The 26,346-nt window shown below is 71.7% G+C and carries 26 protein-coding genes; 14 read left to right on the top strand and 12 right to left on the bottom strand.

The window, feature by feature from the left end:
* Position 1: 1 nt before the first annotated feature.
* Positions 2-1,285: an ATP-binding protein gene (locus DV20_RS31160; RefSeq protein WP_043786534.1), complete on the top strand. Its 1,284-nt coding sequence runs from the start codon at positions 2-4 to the stop codon at positions 1,283-1,285.
* Positions 1,286-1,322: 37 nt separating this feature from the next.
* On the opposite strand, the gene DV20_RS31165 is transcribed toward DV20_RS31160, so the two are convergent.
* The 5 genes from DV20_RS31165 to DV20_RS31185 all read right to left on the bottom strand — a co-directional run bounded on the left by DV20_RS31165 (position 1,323) and on the right by DV20_RS31185 (position 7,026).
* Positions 1,323-2,171 carry an NAD(P)H-binding protein gene (locus DV20_RS31165; protein ID WP_043786535.1) on the bottom strand — a complete coding sequence of 283 codons (849 nt, stop codon included), beginning with the start codon at positions 2,169-2,171 and terminating at the stop codon, positions 1,323-1,325.
* On the bottom strand, positions 2,168-3,472 hold the full coding sequence (locus tag DV20_RS31170; protein WP_043786537.1) for an MFS transporter: 1,305 nt from the start codon (positions 3,470-3,472) through the stop codon (positions 2,168-2,170). Before DV20_RS31170 ends, DV20_RS31165 begins: the two co-directional genes overlap by 4 nt.
* Positions 3,473-3,706: 234 nt before the next feature.
* Positions 3,707-4,234: a GtrA family protein gene (locus DV20_RS31175; protein WP_043786538.1), complete on the bottom strand. Its 528-nt coding sequence runs from the start codon at positions 4,232-4,234 to the stop codon at positions 3,707-3,709.
* A 37-nt stretch (positions 4,235-4,271) separates the two neighbouring features.
* Complete coding sequence (locus DV20_RS31180) at positions 4,272-4,781, bottom strand: GtrA family protein (RefSeq protein WP_043786539.1); 510 nt, start codon at positions 4,779-4,781, stop codon at positions 4,272-4,274.
* 10 nt (positions 4,782-4,791) lie between these two features.
* Positions 4,792-7,026, bottom strand: a complete 2,235-nt coding sequence (locus DV20_RS31185; RefSeq protein ID WP_043786541.1) for a sigma-70 family RNA polymerase sigma factor — start codon at positions 7,024-7,026, stop codon at positions 4,792-4,794.
* Positions 7,027-7,297: 271 nt separating this feature from the next.
* Between DV20_RS31185 and DV20_RS31190 the strand changes: the two genes are divergently transcribed.
* The 5 genes from DV20_RS31190 (at position 7,298) to purE (ending at position 12,457) form a co-directional block, all read left to right on the top strand.
* Positions 7,298-8,143: a hypothetical protein gene (locus DV20_RS31190; RefSeq protein ID WP_043786542.1), complete on the top strand. Its 846-nt coding sequence runs from the start codon at positions 7,298-7,300 to the stop codon at positions 8,141-8,143.
* Positions 8,144-8,214: 71 nt separating this feature from the next.
* Positions 8,215-9,564, top strand: a complete 1,350-nt coding sequence (locus tag DV20_RS31195) for a glycosyltransferase 87 family protein (protein ID WP_043786543.1) — start codon at positions 8,215-8,217, stop codon at positions 9,562-9,564.
* Complete coding sequence (locus DV20_RS31200; RefSeq protein WP_043786545.1) at positions 9,539-10,747, top strand: glycosyltransferase 87 family protein; 1,209 nt, start codon at positions 9,539-9,541, stop codon at positions 10,745-10,747. Before DV20_RS31195 ends, DV20_RS31200 begins: the two co-directional genes overlap by 26 nt.
* Before the next feature lie 13 nt (positions 10,748-10,760).
* Complete coding sequence (locus DV20_RS31205) at positions 10,761-11,945, top strand: 5-(carboxyamino)imidazole ribonucleotide synthase (RefSeq protein WP_043786546.1); 1,185 nt, start codon at positions 10,761-10,763, stop codon at positions 11,943-11,945.
* Between the two features lie 14 nt (positions 11,946-11,959).
* Positions 11,960-12,457 (top strand): 5-(carboxyamino)imidazole ribonucleotide mutase, encoded by a 498-nt coding sequence (gene purE, locus DV20_RS31210; RefSeq protein WP_043786548.1) that lies wholly within the window; start codon positions 11,960-11,962, stop codon positions 12,455-12,457.
* Between the two features lie 122 nt (positions 12,458-12,579).
* Here purE and DV20_RS31215 read toward each other — a convergent pair whose 3' ends face one another.
* On the bottom strand, positions 12,580-14,253 hold the full coding sequence (locus tag DV20_RS31215; RefSeq protein WP_200876537.1) for a class I adenylate-forming enzyme family protein: 1,674 nt from the start codon (positions 14,251-14,253) through the stop codon (positions 12,580-12,582).
* Between the two features lie 105 nt (positions 14,254-14,358).
* On the opposite strand from DV20_RS31215, the gene DV20_RS31220 reads away from it, so the two are divergent.
* Positions 14,359-15,516, top strand: coding sequence for an acyl-CoA dehydrogenase family protein (locus DV20_RS31220; RefSeq protein WP_084093768.1), 1,158 nt, complete (start codon positions 14,359-14,361; stop codon positions 15,514-15,516).
* A gap of 80 nt (positions 15,517-15,596) precedes the next feature.
* Here DV20_RS31220 and DV20_RS31225 read toward each other — a convergent pair whose 3' ends face one another.
* The gene (locus DV20_RS31225; protein WP_043786551.1) at positions 15,597-16,352 is read right to left on the bottom strand and encodes a class I SAM-dependent methyltransferase; all 756 of its coding nucleotides are present in this window, start codon (positions 16,350-16,352) and stop codon (positions 15,597-15,599) included.
* Positions 16,353-16,468: 116 nt separating this feature from the next.
* Positions 16,469-17,323, bottom strand: a complete 855-nt coding sequence (locus tag DV20_RS31230) for a helix-turn-helix domain-containing protein (RefSeq protein WP_043786553.1) — start codon at positions 17,321-17,323, stop codon at positions 16,469-16,471.
* A 140-nt stretch (positions 17,324-17,463) separates the two neighbouring features.
* Here DV20_RS31230 and DV20_RS31235 point away from each other — a divergent pair, with 140 nt between their 5' ends.
* From DV20_RS31235 to DV20_RS31245, 3 genes are all read left to right on the top strand, one after another.
* Positions 17,464-18,393: an alpha/beta hydrolase gene (locus DV20_RS31235; RefSeq protein ID WP_043786554.1), complete on the top strand. Its 930-nt coding sequence runs from the start codon at positions 17,464-17,466 to the stop codon at positions 18,391-18,393.
* A 96-nt stretch (positions 18,394-18,489) separates the two neighbouring features.
* Entirely contained in the window at positions 18,490-19,410 is a 921-nt protein-coding gene (locus DV20_RS31240) for an alpha/beta fold hydrolase (protein ID WP_235191021.1), read from the top strand.
* A 68-nt stretch (positions 19,411-19,478) separates the two neighbouring features.
* Positions 19,479-19,904, top strand: coding sequence for a hypothetical protein (locus tag DV20_RS31245; protein ID WP_043786557.1), 426 nt, complete (start codon positions 19,479-19,481; stop codon positions 19,902-19,904).
* A 3-nt stretch (positions 19,905-19,907) separates the two neighbouring features.
* Here DV20_RS31245 and DV20_RS31250 read toward each other — a convergent pair whose 3' ends face one another.
* Positions 19,908-20,648, bottom strand: coding sequence for an SDR family NAD(P)-dependent oxidoreductase (locus DV20_RS31250; protein WP_235191022.1), 741 nt, complete (start codon positions 20,646-20,648; stop codon positions 19,908-19,910).
* Positions 20,649-20,725: 77 nt separating this feature from the next.
* Between DV20_RS31250 and DV20_RS31255 the strand changes: the two genes are divergently transcribed.
* Positions 20,726-21,328 (top strand): TetR/AcrR family transcriptional regulator, encoded by a 603-nt coding sequence (locus tag DV20_RS31255; RefSeq protein WP_043786558.1) that lies wholly within the window; start codon positions 20,726-20,728, stop codon positions 21,326-21,328.
* Here the strand turns inward: DV20_RS31255 and DV20_RS31260 are convergent.
* Positions 21,325-21,732 (bottom strand): hypothetical protein, encoded by a 408-nt coding sequence (locus tag DV20_RS31260; protein ID WP_043786559.1) that lies wholly within the window; start codon positions 21,730-21,732, stop codon positions 21,325-21,327. The genes DV20_RS31255 and DV20_RS31260 overlap by 4 nt on opposite strands.
* A 161-nt stretch (positions 21,733-21,893) precedes the next feature.
* Here DV20_RS31260 and DV20_RS31265 point away from each other — a divergent pair, with 161 nt between their 5' ends.
* Positions 21,894-22,709 (top strand): DUF1206 domain-containing protein, encoded by an 816-nt coding sequence (locus DV20_RS31265; protein WP_043786560.1) that lies wholly within the window; start codon positions 21,894-21,896, stop codon positions 22,707-22,709.
* Between the two features lie 116 nt (positions 22,710-22,825).
* Complete coding sequence (locus DV20_RS31270; RefSeq protein WP_043786561.1) at positions 22,826-23,266, top strand: DoxX family protein; 441 nt, start codon at positions 22,826-22,828, stop codon at positions 23,264-23,266.
* A gap of 46 nt (positions 23,267-23,312) precedes the next feature.
* On the opposite strand, the gene DV20_RS31275 is transcribed toward DV20_RS31270, so the two are convergent.
* Complete coding sequence (locus tag DV20_RS31275) at positions 23,313-24,017, bottom strand: TIGR03089 family protein (RefSeq protein ID WP_043786562.1); 705 nt, start codon at positions 24,015-24,017, stop codon at positions 23,313-23,315.
* A 108-nt stretch (positions 24,018-24,125) separates the two neighbouring features.
* Here DV20_RS31275 and DV20_RS31280 point away from each other — a divergent pair, with 108 nt between their 5' ends.
* Positions 24,126-24,962, top strand: a complete 837-nt coding sequence (locus tag DV20_RS31280; protein ID WP_043786563.1) for an NAD(P)H-binding protein — start codon at positions 24,126-24,128, stop codon at positions 24,960-24,962.
* 40 nt (positions 24,963-25,002) lie between these two features.
* Here DV20_RS31280 and DV20_RS31285 read toward each other — a convergent pair whose 3' ends face one another.
* Complete coding sequence (locus DV20_RS31285; RefSeq protein WP_200876538.1) at positions 25,003-26,280, bottom strand: LCP family protein; 1,278 nt, start codon at positions 26,278-26,280, stop codon at positions 25,003-25,005.
* Between the last annotated feature and the right edge of the window lie 66 nt (positions 26,281-26,346).

Raw genomic sequence — 26,346 nt, forward strand, 5'->3', positions numbered from 1 at the left:
CGTGCGCCGCCGCATCCTGCTGGCCATCCTGCTGGCCGTCGCCGTCACCGCGGCGGTCCTCGGCATCCCGCTGGGCATCGTGGCGAGCTGGCAGATCGAGTCGAGCTACCGCGAGACGCTCGCGGAGAACGCCCGCGCGGCGGCGGCCATCCTGGACACCGAAATCGCCAACGGCCAGGAGATCGACCTCGACCAGGTGCGCGCGGCCGTCCCGGCGAACGGGTTGCTCACCGTTCGCGCCAGCGGCCAGACCGAGAAGCGCTACGGCAGCAGTCCCGGTCCCGACACCGTCACCGAGACGGCCGACCTGGCCCGGGACGGCAAGGTCGAGATCGCCGTCCCGGCCGGCCCGATGCACGAACGCCAGACGACGGTGACGCTGGTCGTCGTGCTGCTGGTGCTGCTGTCGATCGGCACCGGCGCGGTGGTCGCGATCGCGACGGCCCGGCGGCTCGCGAAGCCGCTGCGGCACGTCGCCGAACGCGCGGCCCGCCTCGGCGGCGGCGACTTCCGGCCCGACCCGAGCCGCTACGGCGTCGGCGAACTGGACATGGTCGCCGAGGCGCTGGACGCGTCCGGCACCGCGCTGGCCCAGCTCGTGCAGCGGGAACGCCAGCTCGTCGGGGACGTCTCCCACCAGCTGCGCAGCCGGCTGACGGCGTTGCAGCTGCGGCTGGAACCGCTCACGGTGCACCCGGACGACGAGGTGGCCGACGAGTCCAAGGCGGCCCAGGAGCAGGCCGACCGGCTCGCCGAGGCCCTGGACGAGCTGCTGGCGGCGGCCCGCGCGGCCCGCGAGGTCGGCGCGGAACCGGTGGACCTGCCGACGGCGCTGCCCGAGATGGCCCAGGAATGGCGCGAGCTGCTCCGCTCGGAAGGCCGCAACCTGCGGACGCGCGTGGCCGACGGCCTGATGGCCAGGGCCACCCCGGGACGGCTCCGCGAGGTCGTCGGCGTCCTGCTGGACAACGCGCTGCGCCACGGCTCGGGCACGGTCACCCTCATCGCCCGCCGGGGCGACGCCGAGGGCACGGTGGTGATCGAGGTGAGTGACACCGGCCCCGGCGTCCCCGACGAGCTGGCGCCGCACATCTTCGAGCGCGGCTTCTCTGGCGGCGGCTCGACAGGCGTGGGCCTGGCGCTGGCGCGGGCCCTGGTCGAGGCCGACGGCGGCCGCCTGGAGCTGTCGAACCGCCGTCCGGCGGTGTTCAGCCTGTTCCTCAAGGTGCCGCGGCCGAGCGACGTCCCCGAGGTGCGCTGGCCGGCCGAGCGCGTCCCGCGGTAGGGCGCTCGGACCGGCCTTGCGCCTCACGTCCTCGTTGTCACTCCCGAGGACAGAAGGCGGACGCGTTCTCCCGTGCCCAGGCCGCGAAGGTCAGCGGCGGCCGGCCGAGCAGCCGCTCGACGGTGTCGAAGACGACGTGCTCGTGCGGGGCGGACTCGCGCTTGAGCGCGAAGAGCCCGTCGACGGCCTTCGCGGGCCAGCCGGACACCCGGATCATGCGGTCCTTCGCGGCTCTTTCGGGTTCTTCGACGCACTTCAGCGGACGGCCGATCGCTTCGGACAGGATGGTGACCTGCTGCTCGGCGGTGAGGGCTTCCCCGCCGGTGAGCTCGTAGGTCGCGCCTTCGTGCCCGGACGTCGTCAGGACGAGCGTCGCGACCTCGGCGACGTCGCGGACGTGGATCAGCGCGGACGGCGGATCGGTTTCCGGCACGTACACGGTGTTTCCTTCGCGGACCGAGCCGATCCAGGCGAACCGGTTGTCCATGAAGGCGCCCGGACGCAGGATCGTCCACATCGGACCGGCTGCCCGGATCGCCTGCTCGGCTTCGGCGTGGGCGCGGGTGACCGCGTCGTTCTGTCCGAAGTGGACGCCAGTGGTGGACAGCTTGACGAGGTGGGCGACGCCGGCCCGCGCGGCAGCCCGCGCGACCGCCGCTTCCCGGTCGGCGCTGTGCCCCTGGGTCAGCACGAACACGCGGTCCGCGCCGTCGAGCAGGGCGGCCAGGTCCGAGGTGCCGAGGTCACCGCGGACCACTTCGGCACGCGGGTCGATCCGGGCCTTCGCCGGGTCGCGGGTCAGGGCGCGGACGGTGGCGCCGGCGTCGAGCAGGGCGGGAACGAGGTGGCGGCCGACCTTGCCGGTGGCGCCGAGGACGAAGATCATCGTGAGTTCTCCTGTCGGGAAAGCGGGACGTGGGGGAGCGCGAACGCCGTCACGAGGCCGAGCGCGAGCACGGGCAGCAGCGCGAGGAACACGCCGTGGGTGCCGGCCTGGTAGGCGAAGCCGAGCGCGACCGGCCCGAGGGCGGAGCCGAGCGCGCGGGCGAGGTTGACGCCGGCGGCGACCGCGCCGCGGTCCGCCGCGGGTGCGGTGTTCTGCGTGGCCATGGCGAGCACCTGCAGGTTCAGCCCGGCCGCGAAGCCGAAGACGACCAGGCAGCCGAGGACCTGCGGCAGGCCGTCCAGCGCGAGCAGGCCGAGCACCGCGAGCAGGCCGAGCGCCATGCTCGACCGCGGCGCCCAGAGGTAGGCGCCGGTGCGGGCGATGACCTTGCTCGCGACGACGGAGGAGAGCGACACGGCGAGCGTCATCGGCAGCAGCCGCAGCCCGCCTTCCGCCGGGCCGGCGTCGGCCTGCAGGAAGACCGCGATGTAGTTCACCGAGCCGAGGAACGCGAACCCGGCGAGCACACTGAGCAGCACGGACACGGTGAACGTGCGGTCGCGGAACAGGCGCAGGGGCAGGACGGGCGCTTCGGCCCGCCGTTCGACGAACACGAACCCCGCGGCCGCCACCGCGCCGAGGGCGACCGACCACGGCGTCAGCAGGGTGAACCCGGTGATCGCCGTGCCCAGCAGCAGCACGCCGGCGAAGTCGAACGGCGCTTCCCGGCGCCGTTTCGACAGCTCGAGCGGCTTGAGGCAGGCCAGGGCGACGAGCCCGAGCGGCAGGTTGACCAGGAAGATCGACCGCCACCCGGCGAGCCCGGTGAGCAGGCCGCCGACGACCGGGCCGGCGAGCGAAGCGACGGCGAAGCAGATCGAGAACCAGCCGAAGTACTTCGCGCCTTCGCGAGGCGAGAACATCTCGCCGAGCGAAGCGCCGACGGTGACGAAGAGGCCGCCGGAACCGGCGCCCTGCAGGACGCGTCCGGCGATCAGGAACGGGGCCGACGGTGCCAGTCCGCAAGCGAGCGACCCGAGCAGGAAGAGACCGAGCGCACCCAGGAGCACGCGTTTGCGGCCGAAGACGTCACCGAGCTTGCCGTAGAGCGGTGCGGTGGCGCTGCCGGCGAGCAGGTAGGCGGTGGTGACCCAGGCGTAGGCGCCGGTCCCGCCGAATTCGGCGGCGATCCGGGGGAGCGCGGTGGCAACGACCTGGGCGTCGAGCATCGCGAGGAAGACGGACAGGAACAGGCCCGTGAGGGCGGGTTTGAGGGCGCGCGGAGGCGCGGTCGTGCTCAAGAGGAAATCCTTGCTTCGTCAGAAGGGACGAGAGATGCGGACGCGCGGGAAAACGCGTCCCGTCGAGTCGGGAAAAGGCTCCATCGTCATCCGCGAACGGATGCGACCTCTTCGCGCTCGGAAACCACCTCTATCCGTCCCGCTCGCCCGGCCGAACCCGGACGGCGTCCGCTACGCAGGAACAACCGACGACGATGACCGTAGACAACTACATGTCAAAGTGCAAGTACTTTTTCAGGGGAGGCGGGTGGCCTGGTCGTTGTCCCGCCGTCGCTCGCCCAGTTCGTCCGGGAAGACCCACTTCTTGAAGCCCCAGAAGCGGAAGAACATGGCCAGCAGCATGCCGATGATCGAGCCGCTCGCGAAGTCGGCGATCTCCTGGACCAGGAACGTCACGTGCGGGACCTCGAGGTCGAGCACGTACCGCGAGACGACCAGGGGCACCAGGTTGACACCCACCGCGATGCCGCTGATGACGAAGAACAGCGCGGCTTCGTGGTGCCGTTCGCGCCCGCCGCGGGTCCGGAAGGACCACTCGCGGTTGAGGATGTAGGACACGATGGTCGCGACGATGATCGCGATCGCCTTCGCCGTCGTCGGTTTCGGCTCCAGCACCGTCAGCTTGAGCGCGTACCAGACGCCGTTGTCGACCAGGAACGTCGTGCCGCCCACGATCGCGAACTTCAGCAGCTCCCGGTGCTTGATCAACACCGAACGCAGTGGTTCCGGCGTGCGCTTGAGCACGGTTTCCACAACGGTCACACCACGCAGTCTAGGGACAATCGCGTTGACCTGTGGTTCAGGCGGCCTTGCTGCCGGGAATGTCCGGATCTTCGGCGGTGGGAACGGGTGCCGCGCGCGGGCGGCCGCCGGCGTCGGGAAACACCCACTTCTTGAAGGCCCACCAGCGGAACAACGTGCCCAGGAGCGTGCCGATGATGATGCCGCTGACGAAATCGGCCACCTCGACGCCGAACGGTGACAGCCGCGGCGCCTGCAGGTCCAGCACGTACCGCGAGAACCACTGCGGGAGCGCGTTGAGGCCCAGCGCGACGCCACTGAGCAGGAAGAACAGCGTGGCCTCGTGCGCCCGCTCCCGGCCGCCGCGGGTGCGGAACGACCACTCCCGGTTGGCGACGTAGGAAAAGATCGTCGCGACGAGGACGCCGACGATCAGCGCCGTCACCGGGTGGGTGCGCAGCACGGTGAACTTCAGGCCGTAGTTCACGGACATCGTGATCACGAAGCTGATCCCGCCGACGACGGCGAAGCGGAGGAGCTCGCGATGCTTCGTCAGCAGCTCGCGCACCGCGCGGACGCTACCCGGTCAGCCAGCCGAAAGCCCTCTCGGGGGTGACCGTCGGCGGCTTGGCCCCGGGGTTCCCGCCGGACCGCGGCGGGGCGCTCGTCGTGGTCGTGGCCACCGTCGGCTCGCTCTTCGTCGTCTCCTCCGTCGTCACCGGCGGCCTCGGCTTCGTGGGCGTCGGCTTGGACGGCGTCGGCTTGGGGAGCGAAGGCTCGGGGAGCGACGGCTTGGGGAGTGACGGCGGCGTGGGCAGCGGGTCCTGGCCGCACCAGTGGAGCCAGCAGCCGAAGTCGACGGTCACCGGCGGGGCCGTCGCCCGGCCCAGCTGGGCGTTGATCGTCACGCGCCCGTCGTTCGGACGGCCCTTCAGCCGCACCCACAGGTTGACGTGCCGGCCCGGCGCCACCGCGCTCGTCGTCGTGCAGCTCGCGCCGGCACCGGTCGTCGTGCAGGGGAAGCCGCGCAGGCTCCACCACTGCTCGAGCGGGTGGTCGAAGGTGACCGTGACCGGCTTGGTCGTCTCGCCGGTGTTGCGGACCCGCACGTAGACCAGCGGGTGGTGGTTCCAGGGGAAGCCCGAGAGGCCGTCGCCCTGTGCTTCCAGGACCACGGCGTCCGGCGGCAGCTTCACGGTGACCTTCACGCTCACCGCGACGGAGATCTGCACGCCCGCCGTGACCGACCCGGTCACCGTGCCGCCTTCGGCGTCTTCGTCGGCCTGGAGGCGGAAGTTCAGCGTCGCGCTCTGGCCGGGCTGCAGGCCGGCGCCGGTCTTGCAGGTGACCGTCACCTCGCCGCCGGGGCAGTTCACCGAGACCGGGCCGGGGACCTGCGCACGGGCCGCCGGCGCGCCGCCACCCCCGGTGTCGACCGCGCGCACCCCGCGCGGCAGGTTCAGGGCGACGGCCACCGGCTCGGACGGGCTGCCGCCGTCGTTGCGCACGGTGATCGGCACGTTCTGCGCGGTACCCGGGCTGAGTTCGATGCCGTCCGGCGGGGTCGTCGCGGACATCGACGGCGGGGCCGGCGCGGGCGGGACCGGCGCGGGCGGCGGTGCCGGGGCGGGCGGGGCGACCGGTGGCGGGGCGGGCTCCACCGGTGGCGCGGCGGGCGGGGCGGGTGGCTCGGGTGGCTGTGGTGCCGGCGGCTGCTCCGGTGCGGGCTGCTCCGGCGCGGGCGGGGCCGGGGGCTGGGGCTTCGGAGCCGGGGGTTCGACCTGCTGGGCGGGCGGGGGCACCTGGGCGGCGACCGGGACCTGCTGCGTCCCGCCGGCCGCGGTGAGCGCGATGACGACGGCCGCGACGATCGCCGTGCCCGCGGCGGCGACCCCGGCGAACTGGCGAGGCCCCGCGGCGGCCGCGGACGCACCCGCTTTGCCGCCGGCGGCCGCGGCACCGGCGGCGCCCGCGGCACCGGCGGTCGCCGCGCTCGCCTTCGCGGCGCCGATGGTGGCCAGGTAACCCAGTGCGGCGCCGCCCAGGACGATCGGGGCGATGACGGCGCGCAGCCCGCCGTTGACGTCGGCCAGCTCCGCGGCCAGCGCCCGGCACCGGTCGCACTCGTCGAGGTGGCTCTCGACCTGGGCGCGTTCCCGTTTGGACAGTCCGTCGCGGGTCCACGCGCCGAGCCGCTCGGCGCAGGCGCGGCAGCGTTCCTCGGCGTTGTCCTGCAGGTGGACCTGCAGGTACGCCTGGCGGAGTCCCTCGCGGGCGCGGTAGGCGAGGGCGGAGACGCCGTTCGCGGTCAGGCCCAGCAGCGGCGCGACCTCGGCCGGGCTCTGCTGTTCGATCTCGGTGTGCCAGAGCACCGCCTGCCAGCGTTCCGGCAGCCGGGTGAACGCCTTGGCGGCCATCGTCCGCTCGAGCCCGGCGACCGCGGTGTCGGAAAACGGCACGGTCAGCGCCTCGGCCGCGGCGCCGCCGACCTCGGTCATGTCCTCGTTGAGGTCGACCCGGCGCTCCTTGCGGGTGCGGTCGTACGCGGTGTGACGCAGGGCGGTCAGCAGGTACGCCCGGAAGGCTGTGTCCGGGCCCTTGCCGCCACGGAGCGTGTCGAGCACCTTGGCGAACGCCTCGGACACGAGATCGTCGGCTTCGGAGCTGGAGCGGGCCAGCTGACGGGCCAGATTCCGGGCCGCGCCGGTGTGCCGTTCGTAGAGCGCGCCGTACGACTCGATCTTCCCGGAGCGGACCTCCGCGATCAGCTCGGCGTCACTCTTTCCGCTGAGATCGGCGGGAACGGTGGACACGGCACTCCTCGGTCGGCTAGGGCCAGGACCTGCCATTACAGGCCGATCCGGGACGCGAGACTCAGTGTGACTGACCCTCCTCCGGCGGTCACGCCGTGGTCGGTGTGATGACTCCGACGGCGGAGCGAAATCACCCACCCCCGGGGAGGGCGGGGGAAAAGGTCCACGACAAAAACTGGTCAGTACGCGTCACGGTGCCCACCGGGGTACGTCCTCATCGTGAAGCGACGGACAAGATCCTTGCGAACCGGACGAAAGGGGCGGGTGGCCAGTGGATGCTCCGGCTGCGCGACCCGGCTCCGGTGACACCCCGTCCACCCAGGCCGAGCGGGACGCCTCCCTGCGTGCGCTGCGGGCCCGCTGGCGCACGGCGAGCCTCGCCGCGGGCTGGCGGTTCCCCAGCGACTGGGCCCTGCCCGAGGTCGACGCCGTTTGCGTGGCGGTGATGGCGAAGGGCCGCGTCGAAGCCGCCGAAACCGCGCTGGCCGGGCTGGCCAGGGCCCGGGCGGCGGCCGGGGCGGGGCTCGCGGAAACCCTCGCCGACCTCGCCGCGCTGCACGCGGTGCTCGGCCAGAGCGGCGACGGGTTCGTCTCGCCGGACGTCGACGCCACCCCGGCGCGGCTGCTCCGGACCACCGCGCTGGCCTGGGCGGACGCCGCCACCGACCAGCTGGTGCACACCGAGGTGACCGACCCGCTGACCGGCCTGCCGTCGGCCGCCTACCTGCGGACCCGGCTCGCGGAGGTCTACCGCGCCGCCGCCGCGCGCGAGCGGCCGGCCGCCGACGACCACGTGCTGCTCGTCGTCTCGCTCGACCTCAGCACCGTCGCCGGGTTCCCGCGGCTGACCGGGATGATCATGGTCGCCGACGCCCTGCGGTCGGTGTTCGACACCGGCCAGAGCATCGCCTCGCTGGGGCCGTCCGTCGTCGCGGCCCTGGTCCCGAAGGACGAGCGAGTCGCTTCGCAGGGCGTCGCGCTGCGAAGGGCGTTGCACGAGCGGCTGTCGGTCGACGCGCAGCTCGCCGACGTCGGCCGACCCCGCGTCTCGGCGGTGCGGCTGCCCGCCACCCACGAGCTCGCCTGCGACCTGCTGGCCCACCTGGCGCGCGCGTAGAACACCGGAAAAGCCCGGTTCCGCCCGGACCCTTCCGACCGGGACCCGGCCGGTCATGATTTCCTGGTGCGGTGACCCGGACCGTATCCACCGACGTCGACGGCGCAGTCGCGGCCAGATCCCCGCACCGGCTGGCCCTGCGGAAGTCACTCGCCCGGCTGTCCGTCCGCCCGCGGTCGATCCTCATCCTGTCGGTGATTCCGCTGGTCGCGATCGGGTACGGCATCTACGGCTGGCAGCACGACTGGGTGCTGGGCGTCGACAGCGCGGTCTACCGGGCGGGCGCGCTGACGCTGCTGAACGGCGACTCGCTCTACGACGCCAACACGCTGCCCAACGAGCCGTGGTGGGCGCTCCTGCCGTTCACCTACCCGCCGACGGCGGCGCTGATCTTCGTCCCGCTCGCGGCGTTCCCGACCCAGATCTCCTGGGGCCTGATCACGGCCGTCTCGCTGGGGGCGATGGCGCTGTCGATTCGCATCGCGATCGGCGCGCTGCCGCGGCCCGCCGCCGACGGGCCGCGCTGGTGGGCCTCGCCCGCCCGCTCGACCATCGTGTTCTTCCTGGTCTTCCTCGCCCTCGAGCCGGTGTGGCGGACGATCTTCCTCGGCCAGATCAACCTGATCCTGATGGCCATGATTCTGCTGGACATGCTGGTCATCGGTACCCGAGGGAGCCGCTGGGGCGGTGTGCTGGTCGGCGTCGCGGCGGCGATCAAGCTGACGCCGCTGGTGTTCCTCGGGCACCTGTTCATCACCGGCCGCCGGATGGACGCCCTTCGCGGGCTCGCGACGTTCGTGCTGCTCCAGGGCCTGATGTTCCTGATCAACGCGCACGACGCGGCGAAGTACTGGACCGTGACGCTGCCGGACACCGGCCGGATCGGCCCCGTGCACTGGGCGGGCAACCAGTCGCTGAACGCCCTGATGAACCGGGCCACCGACCTCGCGCCGTGGGCGTCCAAGGCGGCGATGGGCATCGGGTTCCTGCTCGCGATCCCGGCGTTGTGGCTGCTGATGCGCTTCCACCGCAAGGGGCAGGCGCTGGCCGCGTTGCTCGTCACCGCGTTCTGGACGCTGCTGATCTCGCCGATCTCGTGGACCCACCACTGGGTGTGGGTGATCCCGCTGATCGTGCTGCTGGTCTCGCGGCTGCCGAAGACCACCCCGAAGACGGCGTGGCGGCGCTGGGTCGGGACCGGGCTGGTGGCGTTCGTGTTCGTCAGCTGCGTGCTGCTGATCCTGCCCAACGGCCGCAACGTCGAGCTGCACTGGAAGGTGTGGCAGAACGTGCTGGGGGACGCCTACATCCTGATGCCGGTCGTGCTGGCGCTGGCGCTGATCCTGCGCTGGGGGCTGCTCCGCCGGGCGCGGAGGAAGGCCGCGTCGGACGAGCATGTCGACGTCGAAGCCGGCGTCTGAGGCGCGCACCGGCCGCGTTGTCGCCGGGGGTATCGCGCTTCTCGTCCTGGCCTTCGGGGTGGTCGTCTGGCTGGCCGGGTGGCACCTGGGCGCGGACAGCGCCGTGTACCGCGCGGGGGCGCTGACCCTGCTGCACGGGGACCCGCTCTACACGCGGGACGTGCTGACCGCGCTGCCGGACTGGGTGCGGCTGCCGTTCACCTACACGCCGGCCGCGGCGCCGCTGTTCCTGCCGCTCGCTCTCGTGCCGTCCGGCCTGGTCTGGGGCGTGATCGCGGTTTTGTCGGTGGTCGGGCTTATGGTCGTGATCACGGTGGTTTCGTCGCCGCCGGGGGGCTCGTCGCTTCTGGGAAGAAGATGGTGGGCGCTGCCGGCGGGAACGGCCTTCGCTCTGACGCTGGAACCGGTGTGGAAGACGCTGTTCCTGGGCCAGATCAACTTGATACTGATGGCGTTCGTGGTGCTGGACGTCCTCGTGCTGTCCGCTCGAGGGTCGCGGTGGGCGGGTGTGCTGATCGGCGTGGCAGCGGCGATCAAGCTCACCCCGCTGATCTTCGTGCCGCACCTGTTCTTCACGGGCCGGTGGAAGGACGGGCTGCGGGCACTGGGCACGTTCGCGGTGCTCGAAGCGGCGATGTTCGCGGTCATCCCGGTCGACGCGGTGCGGTTCTGGCGGGATTCGGCGACCGACCCGACCCGGGTCGGGTCGGTGCACTGGATCTTCAACCAGTCGCTCAACGGGCTCGTCAACCGCGCTTCGGAGCTGGCTCCCTGGTCGCTGGCGGTGGCGGTCGGCGTGGCGGCGGTGCTCGCCGTTCCGGCGGTGTGGCTGGTCGTGCGGCTGCACCGGCGCGGCGAGGACGCGGCCGCGCTGCTCGTCACGGCGTTCTACGGGCTGTTGCTGTCGCCCGTGTCGTGGTCGCACCACTGGGTCTGGTGCGTGCCGTTGCTCACGCTGCTCGTGGTCAAGGCGCGGTGGTGGGCCGCCGCGGCGGTCGCGCTGCTGTTCGTCTCGCAGGTCGTGATGCTGGTGCCCAACGGCGGTGACGCGGAGTTCCGCTGGGGCCTGGGCTGGTCGATCCTCGGCAACGGCTACGTGCTGGCGGCGGCCGCGGGGATCCTCGGGCTGGCGGCGCGTGAGCTTCGCCTGGTCCGGAGGCCGGCCCGCCTGGTGACCGTTTAGGCTGATCGGCGCTATGGACAAACACACCGGTCTGCCCGTCGTGGGCATGGTGGGCGGCGGCCAGCTCGCCCGGATGACCCACCAGGCGGCGATCTCCCTCGGCCAGTCCCTGCGCGTGCTCGCCGCGAGCGAGAACGAAGCCGCCGGGCTCGTCGCCGGCGACGTCACGCTGGGACACCACACCGATCTCGACGCGCTGCGGAAGTTCGCGGCCTCGGTCGACGTGCTCACCTTCGACCACGAGCACGTGCCGGGCGAGCACCTGCTGACGCTGGCGATGGAGGGCCACGTCATCCGGCCCGCGGCGAGCGCGCTCGGCTTCGCGCAGAACAAGCTGGTGATGCGCGAGATGATGGCCGGTCTCGGCGTGCCGGGCCCGGCGTTCGCCGAGGTGTCCACTGTGGACGACGTCGTGGCGTTCGGCGGCGCGCACGGCTGGCCGGTGGTGCTCAAGGCGGCGACGGGCGGGTACGACGGCCGCGGCGTCTGGATGCTGGACACCGCGCAGCACGCGCGCGAGACCGTGCCGGAGCTGCTGGCCGCGGGCACGGCCCTGCTGGTCGAGGCGAAGGTGGCGATGCGACGGGAGCTGTCCGCGCTCGTCGCCCGCTCGCCCTTCGGCCAAGGCGCGGCGTACCCGGTGGTCGAGACGGTGCAGACCGGCGGCATCAACACCGAGGTGCTGGCCCCGGCGCCGGGGCTGTCCCCGGACCGCGTGCACGAGGCCCAGGACCTGGCGCTGCGGATCGCGGCGACGCTGGACGTCACCGGGCTGCTCGCGGTCGAGCTGTTCGAGACCGACACCGGGCTGCTGGTGAACGAGCTGGCCATGCGCCCGCACAACTCCGGGCACTGGACCATGGACGGTTCGCGCACGTCGCAGTTCGAGCAGCACCTGCGGGCGGTGCTCGACTACCCGCTGGGGCGCACGGACCTGATCGCGCCGGCGTGCGTGATGGCCAACGTGCTGGGCGCGCCGGAGCTGCCGGAGATGGGGCCGGACGAGCGGCTGCACCACCTGTTCGCCCGGTACCCGGAGGCGCGGGTGCACCTGTACGGCAAGCAGGAGCGGCCGGGCCGCAAGCTCGGGCACGTCAACTTCACCGGCGAGCGCATGGAGGACCTGCGCAACCGCGCGCTGCTTTCGGCGCACTGGCTGTCCCACGCCGTCTGGCTCGACGGCTACGAAATCCACTGACGGGAGAGGTCGGTATGGCGCCGCAGGTGGGCGTGATCATGGGCAGCGACTCGGACTGGCCGACGCTGGAGGCGGCGGGCGCGGCCCTGGACGAGTTCGGCGTCGAGTACGAGGTCGGCGTCTACTCGGCGCACCGGACCCCGCAGCGCATGCTGGACTACGCAACGTCGGCGGTCGCCCGGGGCATCCGGGTGATCATCGCGGGCGCGGGTGGCGCGGCCCACCTGCCGGGCATGGTGGCGTCGGCGACGGTGCTGCCGGTGATCGGTGTCCCGGTGCCGCTGAAGTACCTCGACGGTCTGGACTCCCTGCTGTCGATCGTCCAGATGCCGGCGGGCGTCCCGGTGGCCACGGTCTCGGTGGGCGGCGCGCGCAACGCGGGCCTGCTGGCGGTCCGCATCCTGGCGGCGTCCGACGAAGGCCTGCGCGCGAAGATGGCGAGGTTCCAGGCCGACCTGGAGAAGCTGGTCCTGGACAAGGACGCGGCCCTGCGCGAGAAGACGGGCCACTGACCGCTGTCCTGTCCGGATTCCGCCTCCTCGCCCGGGAGAACCGGCTGAGGTCCTGACGCCGATTCCCCGGAGCGAGGGGCGAGAGATGGCGGCTCCCCGTTCCGCCGGCGCCGCTGCCGTTCCTACTCCAGCTTGCCGATCAGCTGCCGGCGCAACTCCCGCTTCAGCACCTTCCCGGCCGCGGACACCGGGATCTGCTCGACCACGTGGACCTCGCGCAACCGCTTGTACGGCAGCACCTTCTCGTTGACCGCGGCCATCAGGCCGTCGGCGTCCAGCGGTCCGCGGGGCACCACGAACGCCACCGGGAGCTCGCCGACCTCCGGGTCGGGGCGGCCGACCACCGCGGCCGCCGCGACGTTCGGCTGCGTCACCAGCAGCTCCTCGAGCTCGCGCGGGAAGACGTTGTAACCCTTGTACAGCAGCATGTCCTTCTTGCGATCCACAATGGACAGGTAGCCGTCGGCGTCGAGGATGCCGATGTCGCCCGTGTGCAGCCAGCCGTCCACCAGGGCCGCCGCCGTCTCCTCCGGGCGGTTGCGGTAGCCGAGCATGATCTGCGGGCCGCGCAGGCAGACCTCGCCCTGCTCGCCCGGCGGCAGCGGGTCCTCGCCGCCTTCGGCCGGGACGATCTTGACCTGCGTGTCGAAGATCGGCAGGCCCACCGAGCCGACCTTGCGGGTGCCCGACCGGTACGTCGGCGAGATCACCGCGCCCATCGTCGCCTCGGTGAGGCCGTAACCCTCAACGACCACCACGTCCGGGAACCGCTCGCGCAGCGCTTCGATCATCGCGTGGTTCATCGGCGCCGCGCCCGAGCCGATCGAGCGGACCGACGACAGGTCGGCGGTGTGGAACGACGGCGTCGCGAGCAGGGCCGCGAACAGCGCCGGCGCGCCGCCGATGCCGGTGATGCGGAGCCGTTCGGCGTCGGTGACGTACGCCGCCGGGTCGAAGCGCGTGTGCAGGACCATCGTCGTCCCGGCGATCACCGCCGCGTTGAGGCCGCCGATGATGCCCATCGCGTGGAACCACGGTGTCAGGTTGATCGCGACGCCGGTGCCCAGGCGCGACGGCCACTCGTCCTCGCTGCCAATCTGGTCGAGCGTGACGTCGCCGTGCGCGTCGAGCGCCGGGACCGAGCCGGTGCCCCAGCAGGCGTGCTGCAGCGTGTTGACCACGACGTTGCGGTGCGACAGCCGCACGCCCTTGGACCGGCCGGTGGTGCCGCCGGTGTAGGCGAGGTGGGCGAGGTCCTCGTGGACGTCCACCTCGGCCGCCGGGGGTGTCTCCGGCTGGGCGGCGTGGAACGCCTCGAACTCGACGGCACCTTCGGGCAGGTCACCGGCCGGCTGGACGACGACGGTGAACCGCGCCGGGATCCGGTCGGCGACGCTCGCCAGCGCGCCCGCGGCCGGGCCGAACGTCACCACGGCCGCGGCCTCGCAGTCGGTGAGCTGGAAGGCGAGGTCGTCCGGCGGGAGCAGGGGGTTCGCCGGGCTGAAGGTGGCCCCGGCCAGCAGCGTGCCGTAGTAGGCGACCGGGAAGGCCAGGCAGTTCGGCAGGTGCAGGGCCACGACGTCGCCGCGGCCGATGCCGCGTTCGCGCAGGGCGTTGGCGAACCGGCAGGCGGCCCGGTGGGTCTCGGCGAAGGTGAGGCTGTGGCCGTCGTGGGCGAAGGCGGTCCGGTCGCCCCAGCGCGCGGCACCCGCGGCCAGGATCGAACCGACGGGGACTTCGGGGTAGTCGAGGGAGGCGGGCAGACCGGGCGGCGTCGTCGGCGCGGTGATCGGCATCACCCGACCATACGAATGGTGCGGTCAACGCCACAAGGACGACGTAGGTGAACGAGCGCTAACATCGACAGAACCCTCCCGACGTCGTAGAGAAGGTGACCGGAAGTGACCGACGGCCTGTACCAGCTTGCCGAGGAGCACGAGGAGCTGCGGGCCGCGGTCCGGGCTCTGGCCGAGAAGGAGATCGCGCCGTACGCGGCGGAGGTCGACGAAAACGAGCGTTACCCGATCGAGGCGTACAACGCGCTCGTGAAGTCGGGCTTCAACGCCGTGCACATCGGTGAGGAGTACGACGGGCAGGGGGCCGACGCCGTCGGTGCCTGCATCGTGATCGAAGAGGTGGCCCGGGTCGACGCGTCCGCGTCGCTGATCCCGGCCGTCAACAAGCTGGGCACCCAGCCGATCATCCTGTCCGCTTCCGAGGGGCTCAAGAAGCTCGTGCTGCCCTCGATCGCCTCCGGCGAGGCGTCGGCGTCGTACGCGCTTTCGGAGCGCGAGGCCGGTTCGGACACGGCGTCCATGCGTACCCGGGCCCGGCTCGACGGTGACCACTGGGTGCTGAACGGCACCAAGTGCTGGATCACCAACGCCGGTGAGTCCTCCTGGTACACCGTCATGGCCGTCACCGACCCCGACGCCGAAAAGAAGGCCAACGGGATTTCGGCTTTCGTCGTGCACAAGGACGACCCCGGCTTCTCGGTGGGCCCCAAGGAGAAGAAGCTCGGGATCAAGGGGTCGCCGACCCGGGAGATCTACTTCGAGAACTGCACCATTCCCGAGGACCGGATCATCGGCGAGCCGGGGACCGGGCTGAAGACGGCACTGCGGACGCTCGACCACACCCGGCCGACCATCGGCGCCCAGGCTCTGGGCATTGCCCAGGGTGCTCTCGACGCCGCCGTGGCCTACGTCAAGGACCGCAAGCAGTTCGGTAAGTCGATCGCCGAGTTCCAGGGTGTCCAGTTCATGCTGGCCGACATGGGCACGAAGATCGAAGCGGCCCGTCACCTGGTCTACGCCTCGGCCGCGGCGTCCGAGCGGGGGGACAAGCGGGCCGGGTTCATGGCTTCGGCCGCCAAGGCCTACGCGTCCGATATCGCCATGGAGGTGACCACGGACGCCGTTCAGCTCTTCGGCGGGGCCGGGTACACCCGGGACTTCCCCGTCGAGCGGATGATGCGGGACGCCAAGATCACGCAGATCTACGAAGGCACCAACCAGATCCAGAAGGTCGTCATGGCCCGCGCCCTGCTCAAGGGCTAATCGATCTCTGACCCGGTAGTTCGGGCGGCCCTGGTGGTCCATGATCAGGCCGCCCGAGCACCGCGTCGACGGCCCGTCGTCTATACCTTGTTCGCCACCACCATGTAGTTCTCGGCCTCGAGGGTGAACGTGCTCAGTTCCGTCTGGAGTCCGACCCGCTGCAACTCGGCTTCGAGTTGTTCGTATCGGTAGGGCCAGCTCGACAGCAGTTCCGAGCGGGCAAGAACCGGCCCGGCCGTATCCACTTGCGCGATCGCGATCTCGATGTGGTGCTCGTCCTCCCAGTTCGGCGCGATGTCCCAGCGGTAGACCACGACGGCATTGCGACCGTTCCGGCGGACGAGCCGGTCTTTGATGTCCAGCCGGGAACCTCTGGCCCGCACGAGTTCCCAAGTGCGGGAGGTGAGTACCAAGCGCCCGCCACGGCGCAGAAGCCGTGACATCGATTCCAGAGCGGCAACTCTGCCTCGTGTGCCCTCGGCATGGTGCAGGGAGTTGCCAACGCAGAACACCACGTCGAAGGTGTCGTCATCGAAATGGCCGGGCAGCTCTTGCCAGTCCGCCCGCACTGTCCGGACTGATGCTCCGAACTCCTCGGACAACTCCGCAGTCCGACGAACCATCGCTTCGCTGGCGTCGGTTGCGACAACGTGCATTCCCAGACCGGCGAGGCCGACCGCCAACTGTCCGGTCCCGCACGCACAATCGAGGACGTGAGCGTTCGACGGCAGAAGACCGAGGACGTCATCGAACGACGCGGCGAACTCGGCCGGAGCCAGCTTCGCGTCCGAGATGAGCCACTCGTACACCTCGGCAAGCGCGTTGTAGCCACTCACAACCACTACCTCCGTCACGCGGCGGACTCACGGTGGCCGTCAGTACATCAGCGGAGCGAATCGGTCACCAATGGTTTTCGCGAGGGCTACGCGTCCGCGCATGCCGCATTTGGCGGCTATCGCCGGCTTGTTTCCGGTGCCCACGCCGTGAGGATCACCAAGGCGTCGTGGGTGGGAGTTCCCGGTTCCGCGGTCAGGACCATCAGGCGCTGGCCCGAACCGTCCGGGCTGGCCCAGGTGTCGCAGTCCAAGGTCATGCTGCCCACCGAGGGGTGGTGGTAGTGCTTGGTTCCGTACGTGGCGCTGTTCACGTGGTGCTCGGCCCACCACCGGCGGAAATCCGGGTCCTGGACCGACAGGTCCCCGACCAGGCGGGCCAGGTCGGGGTCGTCCGCGTCGGCCGCCGCCTCCATGCGCAGGGCCGCCACCGCTTCGCGGGCGTCGTGCTCCCAGTTCTCGTGCAACGAGCGGATCGCCGGGTTGGTGAACAGCAGCCTCAGGTAATTGCGCCGGTGTGGGGGAACGGCCTCGAAATCCGTGAACAGGGCCGTGGCCGCGGGGTTCCAGGCCAGGATGTCCAGGCGCTTGCCCAGCACGAGCGCCGGGGTCCCGGTGAGCTGGGCGAGCAGCCTGCGCATGGCCGGACGCAGGCGCTGCGGGGGACGGCGCCGGCGGGGGAGGGCGTCGGCCCGGCCGGCCAGCTCGTACAAGTACCGCTGCTGGTCTTCGTCCAGGCGCAACGCCTTCGCCAACGTGATCAGCACCGGTGCCGACGCCCGGACCCGGCCCTGCTCCAGGCGGGTGTAGTAGTCCACGCTGATCGCCGCCAGCTGGGCGACCTCCTCGCGGCGGAGGCCCGTCACCCTGCGGGCCGCGGCCGGCTCCGGCAAGCCGCAGTCCTGCGGGGTCAGCTGGGCCCGGCGGGCCTTGAGGAACGTCCCCAGCGCCCGGGGATCCGAATCCGGCGTCATGGTCTTCATTGTCCCCGGCGGCGCGGCGGATCAAGGGGGGCAAGTCCTTTCCCCGGCAGAAACCTGTCTCTCCCGCCCGGACGGGATCCGGCGGAACGTGGTGGAGCGACCAAGCCGCCACCATCCGAGGAGAGCGTCCCATGGCCAGGACCACCGTCAGTTTCGACAGCGCCGGAATTCCGCTCGCCGCCCACCTCCATGTCCCGGACGGCCCGGCCGGCGGGGCGCGGCCGGCCCTGGTCGTCGGGCACCCCGGGACCGGGGTGAAGGAGCAGACGGCCGGCACCTACGCCCACCTGATGGCCGAGCGCGGCTTCGTCACGCTCGCTTTCGACGCCGCCTACCAGGGGGAGTCCGGTGGGCTGCCCCGCGGGCTGGAAGACCCCGCCCAGCGGGTCGAGGACTTCAAGGCCGCCGTCTCCTTCCTCACCACGCGGGCGGAGGTCGACGCCGACCGGATCGGGCTGCTCGGCATCTGTGCCTCCGGGGGCTACTCGCTCGCCGCGACCGGCGGGGACCACCGCGTCCGGGCCGTGGCCACCGTCTCCGGTGCCGACGTGGCCCGGCAGTTCCGGCTCGGCGCCGACGGCACCCAGGATCCCGCCGTCTTCCAGGGGCTGCTCGCGCTCGCCGGTCAGGCCCGGACCGCCGCCGCGCGCGGGGAGGATCCCGGCGTCCTGACCGTGTTCCCCGAGACCGCCGAACAGGCCGGCGCGCTCGGCGGGGAGCACGGGATCGAGGGGTTCGAGTACTACTGCACCCCGCGGGGCGAGCACGAACGGTCCGCGAAGTTCCTCGCCTGGCCCAGCGTCGACAAGCTGGCCGCCTTCGACGCCTTCCACGCCGTCCCGCTCGTCGCCCCCCGGCCGCTGCTCCAGATCGTCGGCACCCGGGCCGTCACGTCCTGGATGGCCGTCGAGGTGCACCAGCGGGCCGGCGCGCCCAAGGAACTCCACTGGATCGAGGGGGCCAGCCACGTCGACCTCTACGACAGGAAGGAGTACATCGATCCCGCCGTGGAGAAGCTCGCCGGCTTCTTCGGCACCGCGCTGTCCGGCGCCGGAAAATGACCCACTAGGGGGAGGTCCGCCGCACCTACTCGCGCGTTAAGCCCACGGTGACGTGGGTCACCGTCGGTTCACAGAGAGGTGAAACGAATGGGCGCAATGACGCGCAGGTGGCTCACGGCCGCCGCCGCCACGGTGGCGGTGCTCGTGCTGGGGGCGGGGACCGCGCAAGCGGCCGAGAAGGAACCCACCGGGCCCGTGCAGCCCACCATCCTCACGGCCGCCGTCTACTCGCTGGGGGCGCCCACCATCGCCCCGCCCGGGGCCAACGACTGGAACTGCCGGCCCTCCGAGCGGCACCCGAACCCCGTGCTCCTCTCCAACGGGACCACCGCCAACGCCTACGAGAACTGGGCCAACCTGTCCCGGAAGCTCGCCGACGCCGGGTACTGCGTCTTCGCCGGGAACTTCGGCGGTGCGCCCGGCTCCTTCCTGCAGACCGTCGGGCCCGTCGCCGACACCGCGAAAGCGCTTGCCGCCTTCGGGGACCGGGTGCTCGCGGCCACCGGGGCGGCGAAGCTCGACGTCGTCGGGCACTCGCAGGGCGGGATGAACATCCGGTACTGGATCAAGTACCTCGGCGGCGCGGACAAGATCAGCCGGCTCGTCGGGCTGTCGCCGTCCAACCACGGGACCGACCTCTTCGGGCTGCTGAGCACCCTCGAGCGGATCCCCGGGGTCCCGGCCGCGCTCGGGACCGTCTGCCAGGCCTGCAACGACCAGGCCGTCGGCTCGGACTTCCTCGCCGACCTCAACGCCGGCGGGGAAACCGTGCCCGGCATCCAGTACACCGTCATCCAGACCCGCTACGACGACGTCGTGACGCCGTACGCCAGCGCTTTCCTCGCCCCGGCGGCGAACGTCAAGAACATCCTGCTGCAGAACGTGTGCGGGCTCGACTTCACCGATCACCTCGGCATCACCTACGACCCCGTGGCCCAGGGGCTGGTGCTCAACGCGCTCGATCCCGCGCACGCCAAGACACCGCCCTGCGTTTTCGTGCCGCCCGTCATCAGCTGAGTTTCGCCACATGAGACATAACCCACCGCCGGGGCGGATTTCCGCTCCGGCGGTGTCACCCTCGAAGGATGTACTGGCCGGTTCCGGCGTCCTGGACGCCCCACGACGAAGCCGAGCTGGTCGCCGGCTGGCGGCTGTGGCTCGAGCTGTCCGACCGCGCCTGGCCGAGCGCCGCCTGGGACGGGACCCCGGCCGGCGCCGTCCGCCAGCTGCGTGACCTGCTCGCCGCGTGCGACGACATCGAGACGGCCTATCGCGCGGCCGCCGACGAGCCGTCGCCCGGGTTCCTGAGCCTGATCCAGGGGCTCGCCGTCACGGCGGGCTCGGTCATCTCGCTCTGGTTCGACGACTTCGACCAGCTCGACGACGAGCGCGCGGTCCTCCTGCACGAGGACCTCGCGCGCTTCGCCGAACAAGCGGAACAGGTGCTGACGCTGCTCGCGGTCAACGGCGGCTGGGTGGCTCTCGCCGAGGTGCGGCGCCGCCCCGCCTGAGGGTCACCCCGCGAGGGCGGCGAGGTCGAACGCCTGCGGTGCGCCGCTGAGGGTGGCTTTCGCGTCGGCGCCGATGCGGTCCAGGATTTCGATGTCGCCGGCTTCGAGCCCGTCGAGCGCCACCCGGGCGAGGTCGGCCGGGTCGATCATGACGTGCTCGGGCAGCTCGAGCCCGGCCGCCCGCACGTAGTCGCGCAACGTCTCGGTCGCGATCAGGCCGGGGACGAGCGCGGCCACCAGGGTGCCCTGCGGGGCGAGCTCCACGCGGACCCCGTTGGTCAGCCCCCACTGGGCGGATTTCGCGGCGGCGTAGGAGGTGTTGCCGTCGACCGTCGTCCACGCCGCCGCGGAGAGGACGTTGAGGATGGCGCCGCCGCCGTTGCGGGCGAGGATCGGCGCGAACGCCCGGATCATGGCCAGGGTGCCGTAGTAGTTCGAGTCCATCACCTCCCGGATCGCCCCGAGATCGCCGGTGGTGAGGTTGCCTCCAGCCGTGAAGGCCGCGTTGTTGATCAGGACGTCCACGTCCGTGGCGGCCGACGCCGCCGCGTCCACCGACGCCTGGTCCGTGATGTCGAGGCGCAGCACTTCGGCGCCCGGGAGGTCGACCAGCTCGGGCCGGCGTGCGGTGGCGTACACCTTCGCGCCCCGCCGCAGCAGTTCCTGCGCGAGGTGGTGGCCGAGTCCGCGGTTCGCGCCGGTGACGAGAGCGGTCGCGCCGTGCAGCTTCATGATCTCCTCCATCAAAATGACCGTGCGGTCAAGTTAATCTCGAAGTTACACATAAAATGACCAAGGGGTCAAGTTGCTAGGATGACACGATGACGACCTCCAGCCGCCGCCTGCGCTCCGACGCGGTGCGCAATCGCGAACGCGTCCTGGCCGCGGCCGAGGACGAGTTCGCCGAGCAGGGCATCGAGGCGTCGGTCTCGGACATCGCCCGGCGCGCCGGGGTCGCCAAGGGGACGGTGTTCAGTCACTTCGCCACGAAGGAAGACCTGATCGTCGCGGTCGTGGCGAACCACCTGGCGGAGCTGAAGGAAGTCGCGGAGCGGCTGGGGAAGGCCCCGGACCCGGGCGCGGCGTTGCTGGAGTTCCTGACGGTGGCCGGGGATCGCCGACGGCAACGCGACCTGACGTTCCTCATGTCGGCCAGCGCCGACGACGCCACGGTCACGGAAATCCGGAACCGGCTGCACGCCGACGTGACCACGCTGGTCGACCGGGCCCGTGCCGCCGGCGCCATCCGGCACGACATCACGGGCACCGACGTGTTCCTGCTGATCTGCGCCCCGGTCCACGTCGTCGAGAACCTGCCGGGCGCCCCTTCGGACCTGTGGCTGCGCTACCTCGCGATCATCTTCGACGGCCTGCGGCCGGAGGGCGCCAGCCCGCTGCCCCGCCCGGCGCCGGACTGGTCCTAGGGAAGGGGCCCGGCCGTCGTCGGGTCGGTGCCGCCCTCGTCGACGGACCGGAACCGCGTGCCGCCGAGGAGATCGTCCAGCGGGCGGTCCAGGATCAGCTCCGGCCCCGGTTGCACCGCCCAGCCGAGCTCGACGACCGTGTCGGCCTCCTCCCGGGACTCGGGCCGGTGCGTGACGCCGGGGCCGTCCACCGACCACGTCCCGCCGATCGTCAAGCGCCGCCGGACGACGAGGACGCCGGGCGCCGGGACGCGCCAGCCGAACCGGTGGACGACGAACTCCGTGCTCCAGCTCGCCCAGTACATCCAGCCCGAGCCGTCGGCGCGGAAGCCCAGATCGGTGTACTCGGGTGAGCCGGGGTAGATCTCCTGGTCCGACCAGTAGCCGATCAATCGCGGGTCCACTCCGGGATGGTCTCACCGCGACGGCGGGCCGCGCCGACGAGTCCACATGCGACAACCGGTAGCCGTCCGGTCGCGCAGCCGGGCCGGATCACCCCAACGCCGCAGCGACGTTGCCCCACTCGGCCCAGCCGATCATGGAACGGACTGGGTACTCACAAGGCATGAACCGGACAGAGGCCACCGCCGAAAGAGGCGAGAAGAGCAACACCGCACAACTGCTCGGCCGGGCCGGCATGGCGTGCTACGGCGTCGTACACCTGGTCCTCGCCTACCTCGCCCTGCAGGTCGCCTTCGGCAGCAGTGAGCAGGCGGACCAGAAGGGCGCACTGGAGCAGATCGGCTCGTCGGCGTTCGGGCAGGTCCTGCTCTGGGTCGTCGCCATCGGGCTGGTCCTCTTCGGGCTGTGGCAGTTCCTGATGGCCGCCACCGGCTACGACTGGGTCAGCGGCGGGAAGCGGACGCGCAAGCGGATCGGCGCCGCCGCCCGCGGGGTCGTCGTCCTCGTGCTCGCCTTCACTGCCATCCGGCTCGCCACCGGCAGCAGCAGCGGCGGATCGAGCAGCCAGAAGCAGCAGGAGTTCACCGGCAAACTGCTGTCGCTGCCGGCCGGACCGGTCCTGGTCGTCCTCGTCGCCGCGGCCGTCCTGGGTGTGGCGATCGCCGCCGGGATCAAGGGAGCGAAGCAGAAGTTCCTGGTGGACCTCAACACCTCGGAGCTGCCGGGCCGGGCGCAGCGCTGGGTCGGCTGGCTGGGCACCACCGGCTACCTCGCCAAGGGTGTCGTCCTCGCCGTGGTCGCGATCCTGCTGGCCATCGCCGGGTTCGACGCCGACGCGCACAAGGCGGGCGGCCTCGACGCGGCGCTCAAGACGCTCGCCGCCCAGCCCTTCGGCACCGTGCTGCTGACCGTGGTGGCACTGGGGCTCGCCGCGTTCGGGGTCTACTGCTTCCCCGCCGCCTGGGCGCACAAGCGCTGAGCGAGGTGCCTGTCGGTTTCCTGTCGATCACCGTCCGGAACTTCGGCTGAAGGTACCCGGTGCCCTACTTTGGGTCGGGTCAGTTGAAACTTCACCTACCGGGGAGCTGAAACCGGATGTTCGGACGATTCAAGGACGTGGCCCTGTTGCTGGGGAGGATCGGCGTCGCGGTCGTCTTCCTCGCGCACGGGCTCCAGAAGTGGAACAACGGTATCGACGGCACGGCGAAGTTCTTCGGGATGACGGGCATCCCGCTGCCCACGGTGGCCGCGGTCTTCGCGATCGCCGTCGAGATCCTCGGCTCCATCGCGTTCATCGTGGGCTTCCTGCTGCCGCTCGTCGGCCTCGGCTACGTCGTGATCTCGGTCGGCGCGCTGCTGTCGGTGCACATCGACAACGGCCTGACCGGGCAGGGCGGCTACGAGCTGGTGCTGGTCCTGGCGCTCGCCGGGCTCGCCCTCGGCTTCAACGGCGGCCGGCTCTCGCTCGACCACCTGCTGTGGGGCCGCAAGCGGGCCCGCCGCGACGCCGACGTCGGCGAACTGCAGAACGCCTGAGTCCCCACTCTGCCGCGGCCCTCGTGAGGGGCCGCGGCAGAGTGCGTTACGCGGGGAGGTCGGCCGTGGTGCGTTCGGCCTCGCGGCGGGCGTCCAGCTTCGCCGGGTCCGCGTTGCTGACGTGGACCAGGTGGACGCCCGCGGCCAGGGGCACCAGCAGGCCGTCGAGGATGCCGTCCGGTCCGGTCCAGTCCCGGGTGGACAGCACCCGGTCGTCCGCGGTGAGGCCCAGTTTCGCCGCGCGGACCCTGGCTTCCGCCAGCACCTCGTCCACAGTGGACTCGAAGAGGGCCGCCGTGTCACCGGGGATCGGGAAGAGCGGCCGGTACTGGTCGCCCGCCAGCCGCGCCTCGCTGAGGTAGTCGAACGCGCCGCCGCCCGGCGGCTCGGCGAGGCCGCGGCCCATCGGGTCCAGCGTCACGACGGCGGTGGCCGCCGCGCCGGTCGGCTCCGGGTCGTCCGGCCCGACGAACGCCACCCGCGCGCCCGCGCCCCCGGTCACCACGCGCGCCCCGCACCACCACGCCCCGAGCAGCACGCCGACGGTCTGCCAGTGCGCCGGCAGCTGCACCGCCACGGCGTCGCCGGGCTCGACGTCGAACTCCTCGGTCAGCCAGTTGGCCGTCTTCGCCGCCCAGTTGGCGGTGGTCGCGACGGACAGCTCGACGCGGCTGCCCAGCTGGTCGTCGTAGTGGGTGATCAACGGTTGGGCGGCCGGCAGCGGGCGCAGCAGCTCGTCGGTCAGGCTCATGGGGACAAGGCTAAAGCGCGGACCACGCGCCGCGCCGGTTGACACGGCGACACCGTCCTCAGTACGTTTGCTTTTAAAGCAAACATATTCGGGAAGCTGGGGGCAGGCATGACCATTCTCGTCACCGGGGCCACCGGACACGTCGGGCGCGCGGTGCTCGACGCGCTCGTCGCCGCAGGTCAGGACGTTCGCGCGTCGAGCCGCGACGCCGCGAAGCTCGACGTTCCGGACGGCGTCGCGAAGGTGAGCGCCGACCTGGAGGACGCGTCGACGCTGGAGCCGGCGCTCGAGGGCATCTCCGCGGTCTTCCTGTATACGCAGCGGCAGGGCATCGACGGGTTCGTGAAGACGGCCGAGGCGGCCGGGGTGCGGCACGTCGTGCTGCTGTCGTCGGCCGCGACGCTGGAACCGGATGCCGCGGAGAGCCGGATCGCGCTGATGCACCGCGCGGTCGAGCAGGCCTTGGCCGCGGCGTCGTTCGCCTCGACGGCGTTGAACCCGGGCGCGTTCGCGACGAACACGCTGGGCTGGCGCGCGGACATCGCGGAGGGCGTGGTCCGCACGGCCTACCCGGACTCGCGGATCGGGGCGATCCACGAGCGGGACATCGCCGACGTCGCGGCCCGCGTCCTGATCGACGGCTCGCACGACGGCGAGTCGCTCGCGCTGACCGGCCCGGAGCCGATCTCGTTCCGCGAGCAGGCCGAGGTGCTCGCGGACGTCCTCGGCCGGCCGTTGCGGGTCGAAGAACTGACGAAGGACCAGGCGATCGAGCGCATGCTGGCGCTGGGCTGGCCGGCGGAAGTGCCGGCGTCGGTCCTCGGGGCCTGGGAGCGGACGTTGCGTGAGCCGTCACTGGTGACGGACGTGGTGCGTGAGGTGACGGGCCACGCGCCGCGGACGTTCCGGCAGTGGGCGGAGGAGCACCGCGCCGACTTCGCCTGAAGGACGGAGGGCACTTTCCCGGGAAAGTGCCCTCCGGGGGTCAGTTGACGCAGGTGACCCCGGGGGAGGCTTGGAGCAGCGGCGCCGCGACGGGGGCGGCGCCGCTGCCCGAGCCGCCGCCCGCCGGGGTCGCCGACGCCGGTGCGGGGCGGCCCGCCAGGCTCGCCACGAACTCGCGGACCGCCTTCAGGTCGATCTGCACGATGCTCTGCCCGTCGGGACTCCGGCCGTTCGCCGTGATGACCGGGATCGTCGCGAACGTGAGGTCGCCCGAGGCGATCCCCTTCGCCTGCTGGGCGAACTGCAGCAGGTCGAGGCCCGGGTCCAGGGTCAGTGACCGGTGCACCGCGTCCATCAGGTCGTTCAGCGTGCCGGGGCTGGCCAGCGTGCCCGCCGAGAGCAGCTGGTGCAGGGCCGACGAGAGGAACGCCTGCTGCCGGACGATCCGGTCCAGGTCGCCGCGCGGCAGGTTCTTGCGCTGCCGGACGAACGACAGGGCCTCGCCACCCGAGACCGTCTGCTCGCCGCGGTGGAAGTTCGCGCCCGAGTCCTTGTCCTCGGTCGCGTGGTTGAGGCACACCTTGACGCCGCCGAGCGCCTCGGTCAGCAGGTAGAAGCCCAGCAGGTTGATTTCGGCGTAGTGGTCGATCCGCACCTGCGTCAGGTCCTGCACCGCCTGCACCAGCACCCGGCGGCCTTCGGTGTCGGAATCGCGCTCGATCTTCGCTTGATCGCGCTCGCCCTGCCCGCGCAACGCCTGCGCGAAGTGCGCCTTCGCGATGCCGTAGGCCGAGTTGATCTTCGCCTCGCCGCGGCCCGGGATGGCCGTCCACGTGTCACGCGGGATCGAGACCGCCGACGGCTTGCCGCCGTTCTTCGGGATCCGCAGCAGGATCATCGTGTCCGTGTTCACCGCGCCGTCGTTGGCTTCGGTGCGCAGCTGCCGCAGCACCCGCGCCGGCAGCGCGTTGCCCTGGGCGTCCGTGCGCGCGTCGCTGCCGACGAGCAGGATGTCGTCGGCGCCGTCGTCCGCGGGCGGTGGCGCGGGCTCGCCGGCCCGCGGGGTGAGCGCGTCGGTCGTCGGGACGGTGCTCTGGAGCTGGTCCTTGGTGACGTAGACGTAGCCGCTGGCGCCGAGCGCGAGCAGGGACACCAGGCCCACCGCGACCCGGCGCGTCACGCGCCCGGCCCGTCGCACCCGCGGCGGCGGCGGCGGTGGTGGTTCGGAAGCCTGCCGCGGAAACGGCGACGGCTTCCAGTCGTCGCTGTCCGTTACCGGATCGGCGCTCGCCTCCGGTTTTTCCTGCTCGTCTGCCACGCTGTCCCGCCTCCCCCGAACACCCTGCGTACGCAGTCTAGTTGACGCAGGGGACGTCGCCCGCCG

This window comes from Amycolatopsis rifamycinica (genome assembly GCF_000695625.1).
In the GTDB taxonomy this organism is placed as follows: domain Bacteria; phylum Actinomycetota; class Actinomycetes; order Mycobacteriales; family Pseudonocardiaceae; genus Amycolatopsis; species Amycolatopsis rifamycinica.

What these genes read in the sequence shown, in the direction of transcription:
- DV20_RS31215 (WP_200876537.1), bottom strand. Translation starts at nt 14,253, where the DNA reads ATGCCGATCACCGCGCCGACGACGCCGCCCGGTCTGCCCGCCTCCCTC.
- DV20_RS31200 (WP_043786545.1), top strand. Translation starts at nt 9,539, where the DNA reads ATGTCGACGTCGAAGCCGGCGTCTGAGGCGCGCACCGGCCGCGTTGTC.
- DV20_RS31255 (WP_043786558.1), top strand. Translation starts at nt 20,726, where the DNA reads ATGACGACCTCCAGCCGCCGCCTGCGCTCCGACGCGGTGCGCAATCGC.
- DV20_RS31245 (WP_043786557.1), top strand. Translation starts at nt 19,479, where the DNA reads ATGTACTGGCCGGTTCCGGCGTCCTGGACGCCCCACGACGAAGCCGAG.
- purE (WP_043786548.1), top strand. Translation starts at nt 11,960, where the DNA reads ATGGCGCCGCAGGTGGGCGTGATCATGGGCAGCGACTCGGACTGGCCG.
- DV20_RS31205 (WP_043786546.1), top strand. Translation starts at nt 10,761, where the DNA reads ATGGACAAACACACCGGTCTGCCCGTCGTGGGCATGGTGGGCGGCGGC.
- DV20_RS31280 (WP_043786563.1), top strand. Translation starts at nt 24,126, where the DNA reads ATGACCATTCTCGTCACCGGGGCCACCGGACACGTCGGGCGCGCGGTG.
- DV20_RS31270 (WP_043786561.1), top strand. Translation starts at nt 22,826, where the DNA reads ATGTTCGGACGATTCAAGGACGTGGCCCTGTTGCTGGGGAGGATCGGC.
- DV20_RS31275 (WP_043786562.1), bottom strand. Translation starts at nt 24,017, where the DNA reads ATGAGCCTGACCGACGAGCTGCTGCGCCCGCTGCCGGCCGCCCAACCG.
- DV20_RS31265 (WP_043786560.1), top strand. Translation starts at nt 21,894, where the DNA reads ATGAACCGGACAGAGGCCACCGCCGAAAGAGGCGAGAAGAGCAACACC.
- DV20_RS31250 (WP_235191022.1), bottom strand. Translation starts at nt 20,648, where the DNA reads ATGGAGGAGATCATGAAGCTGCACGGCGCGACCGCTCTCGTCACCGGC.
- DV20_RS31165 (WP_043786535.1), bottom strand. Translation starts at nt 2,171, where the DNA reads ATGATCTTCGTCCTCGGCGCCACCGGCAAGGTCGGCCGCCACCTCGTT.
- DV20_RS31235 (WP_043786554.1), top strand. Translation starts at nt 17,464, where the DNA reads ATGGCCAGGACCACCGTCAGTTTCGACAGCGCCGGAATTCCGCTCGCC.
- DV20_RS31230 (WP_043786553.1), bottom strand. Translation starts at nt 17,323, where the DNA reads ATGACGCCGGATTCGGATCCCCGGGCGCTGGGGACGTTCCTCAAGGCC.
- DV20_RS31240 (WP_235191021.1), top strand. Translation starts at nt 18,490, where the DNA reads ATGACGCGCAGGTGGCTCACGGCCGCCGCCGCCACGGTGGCGGTGCTC.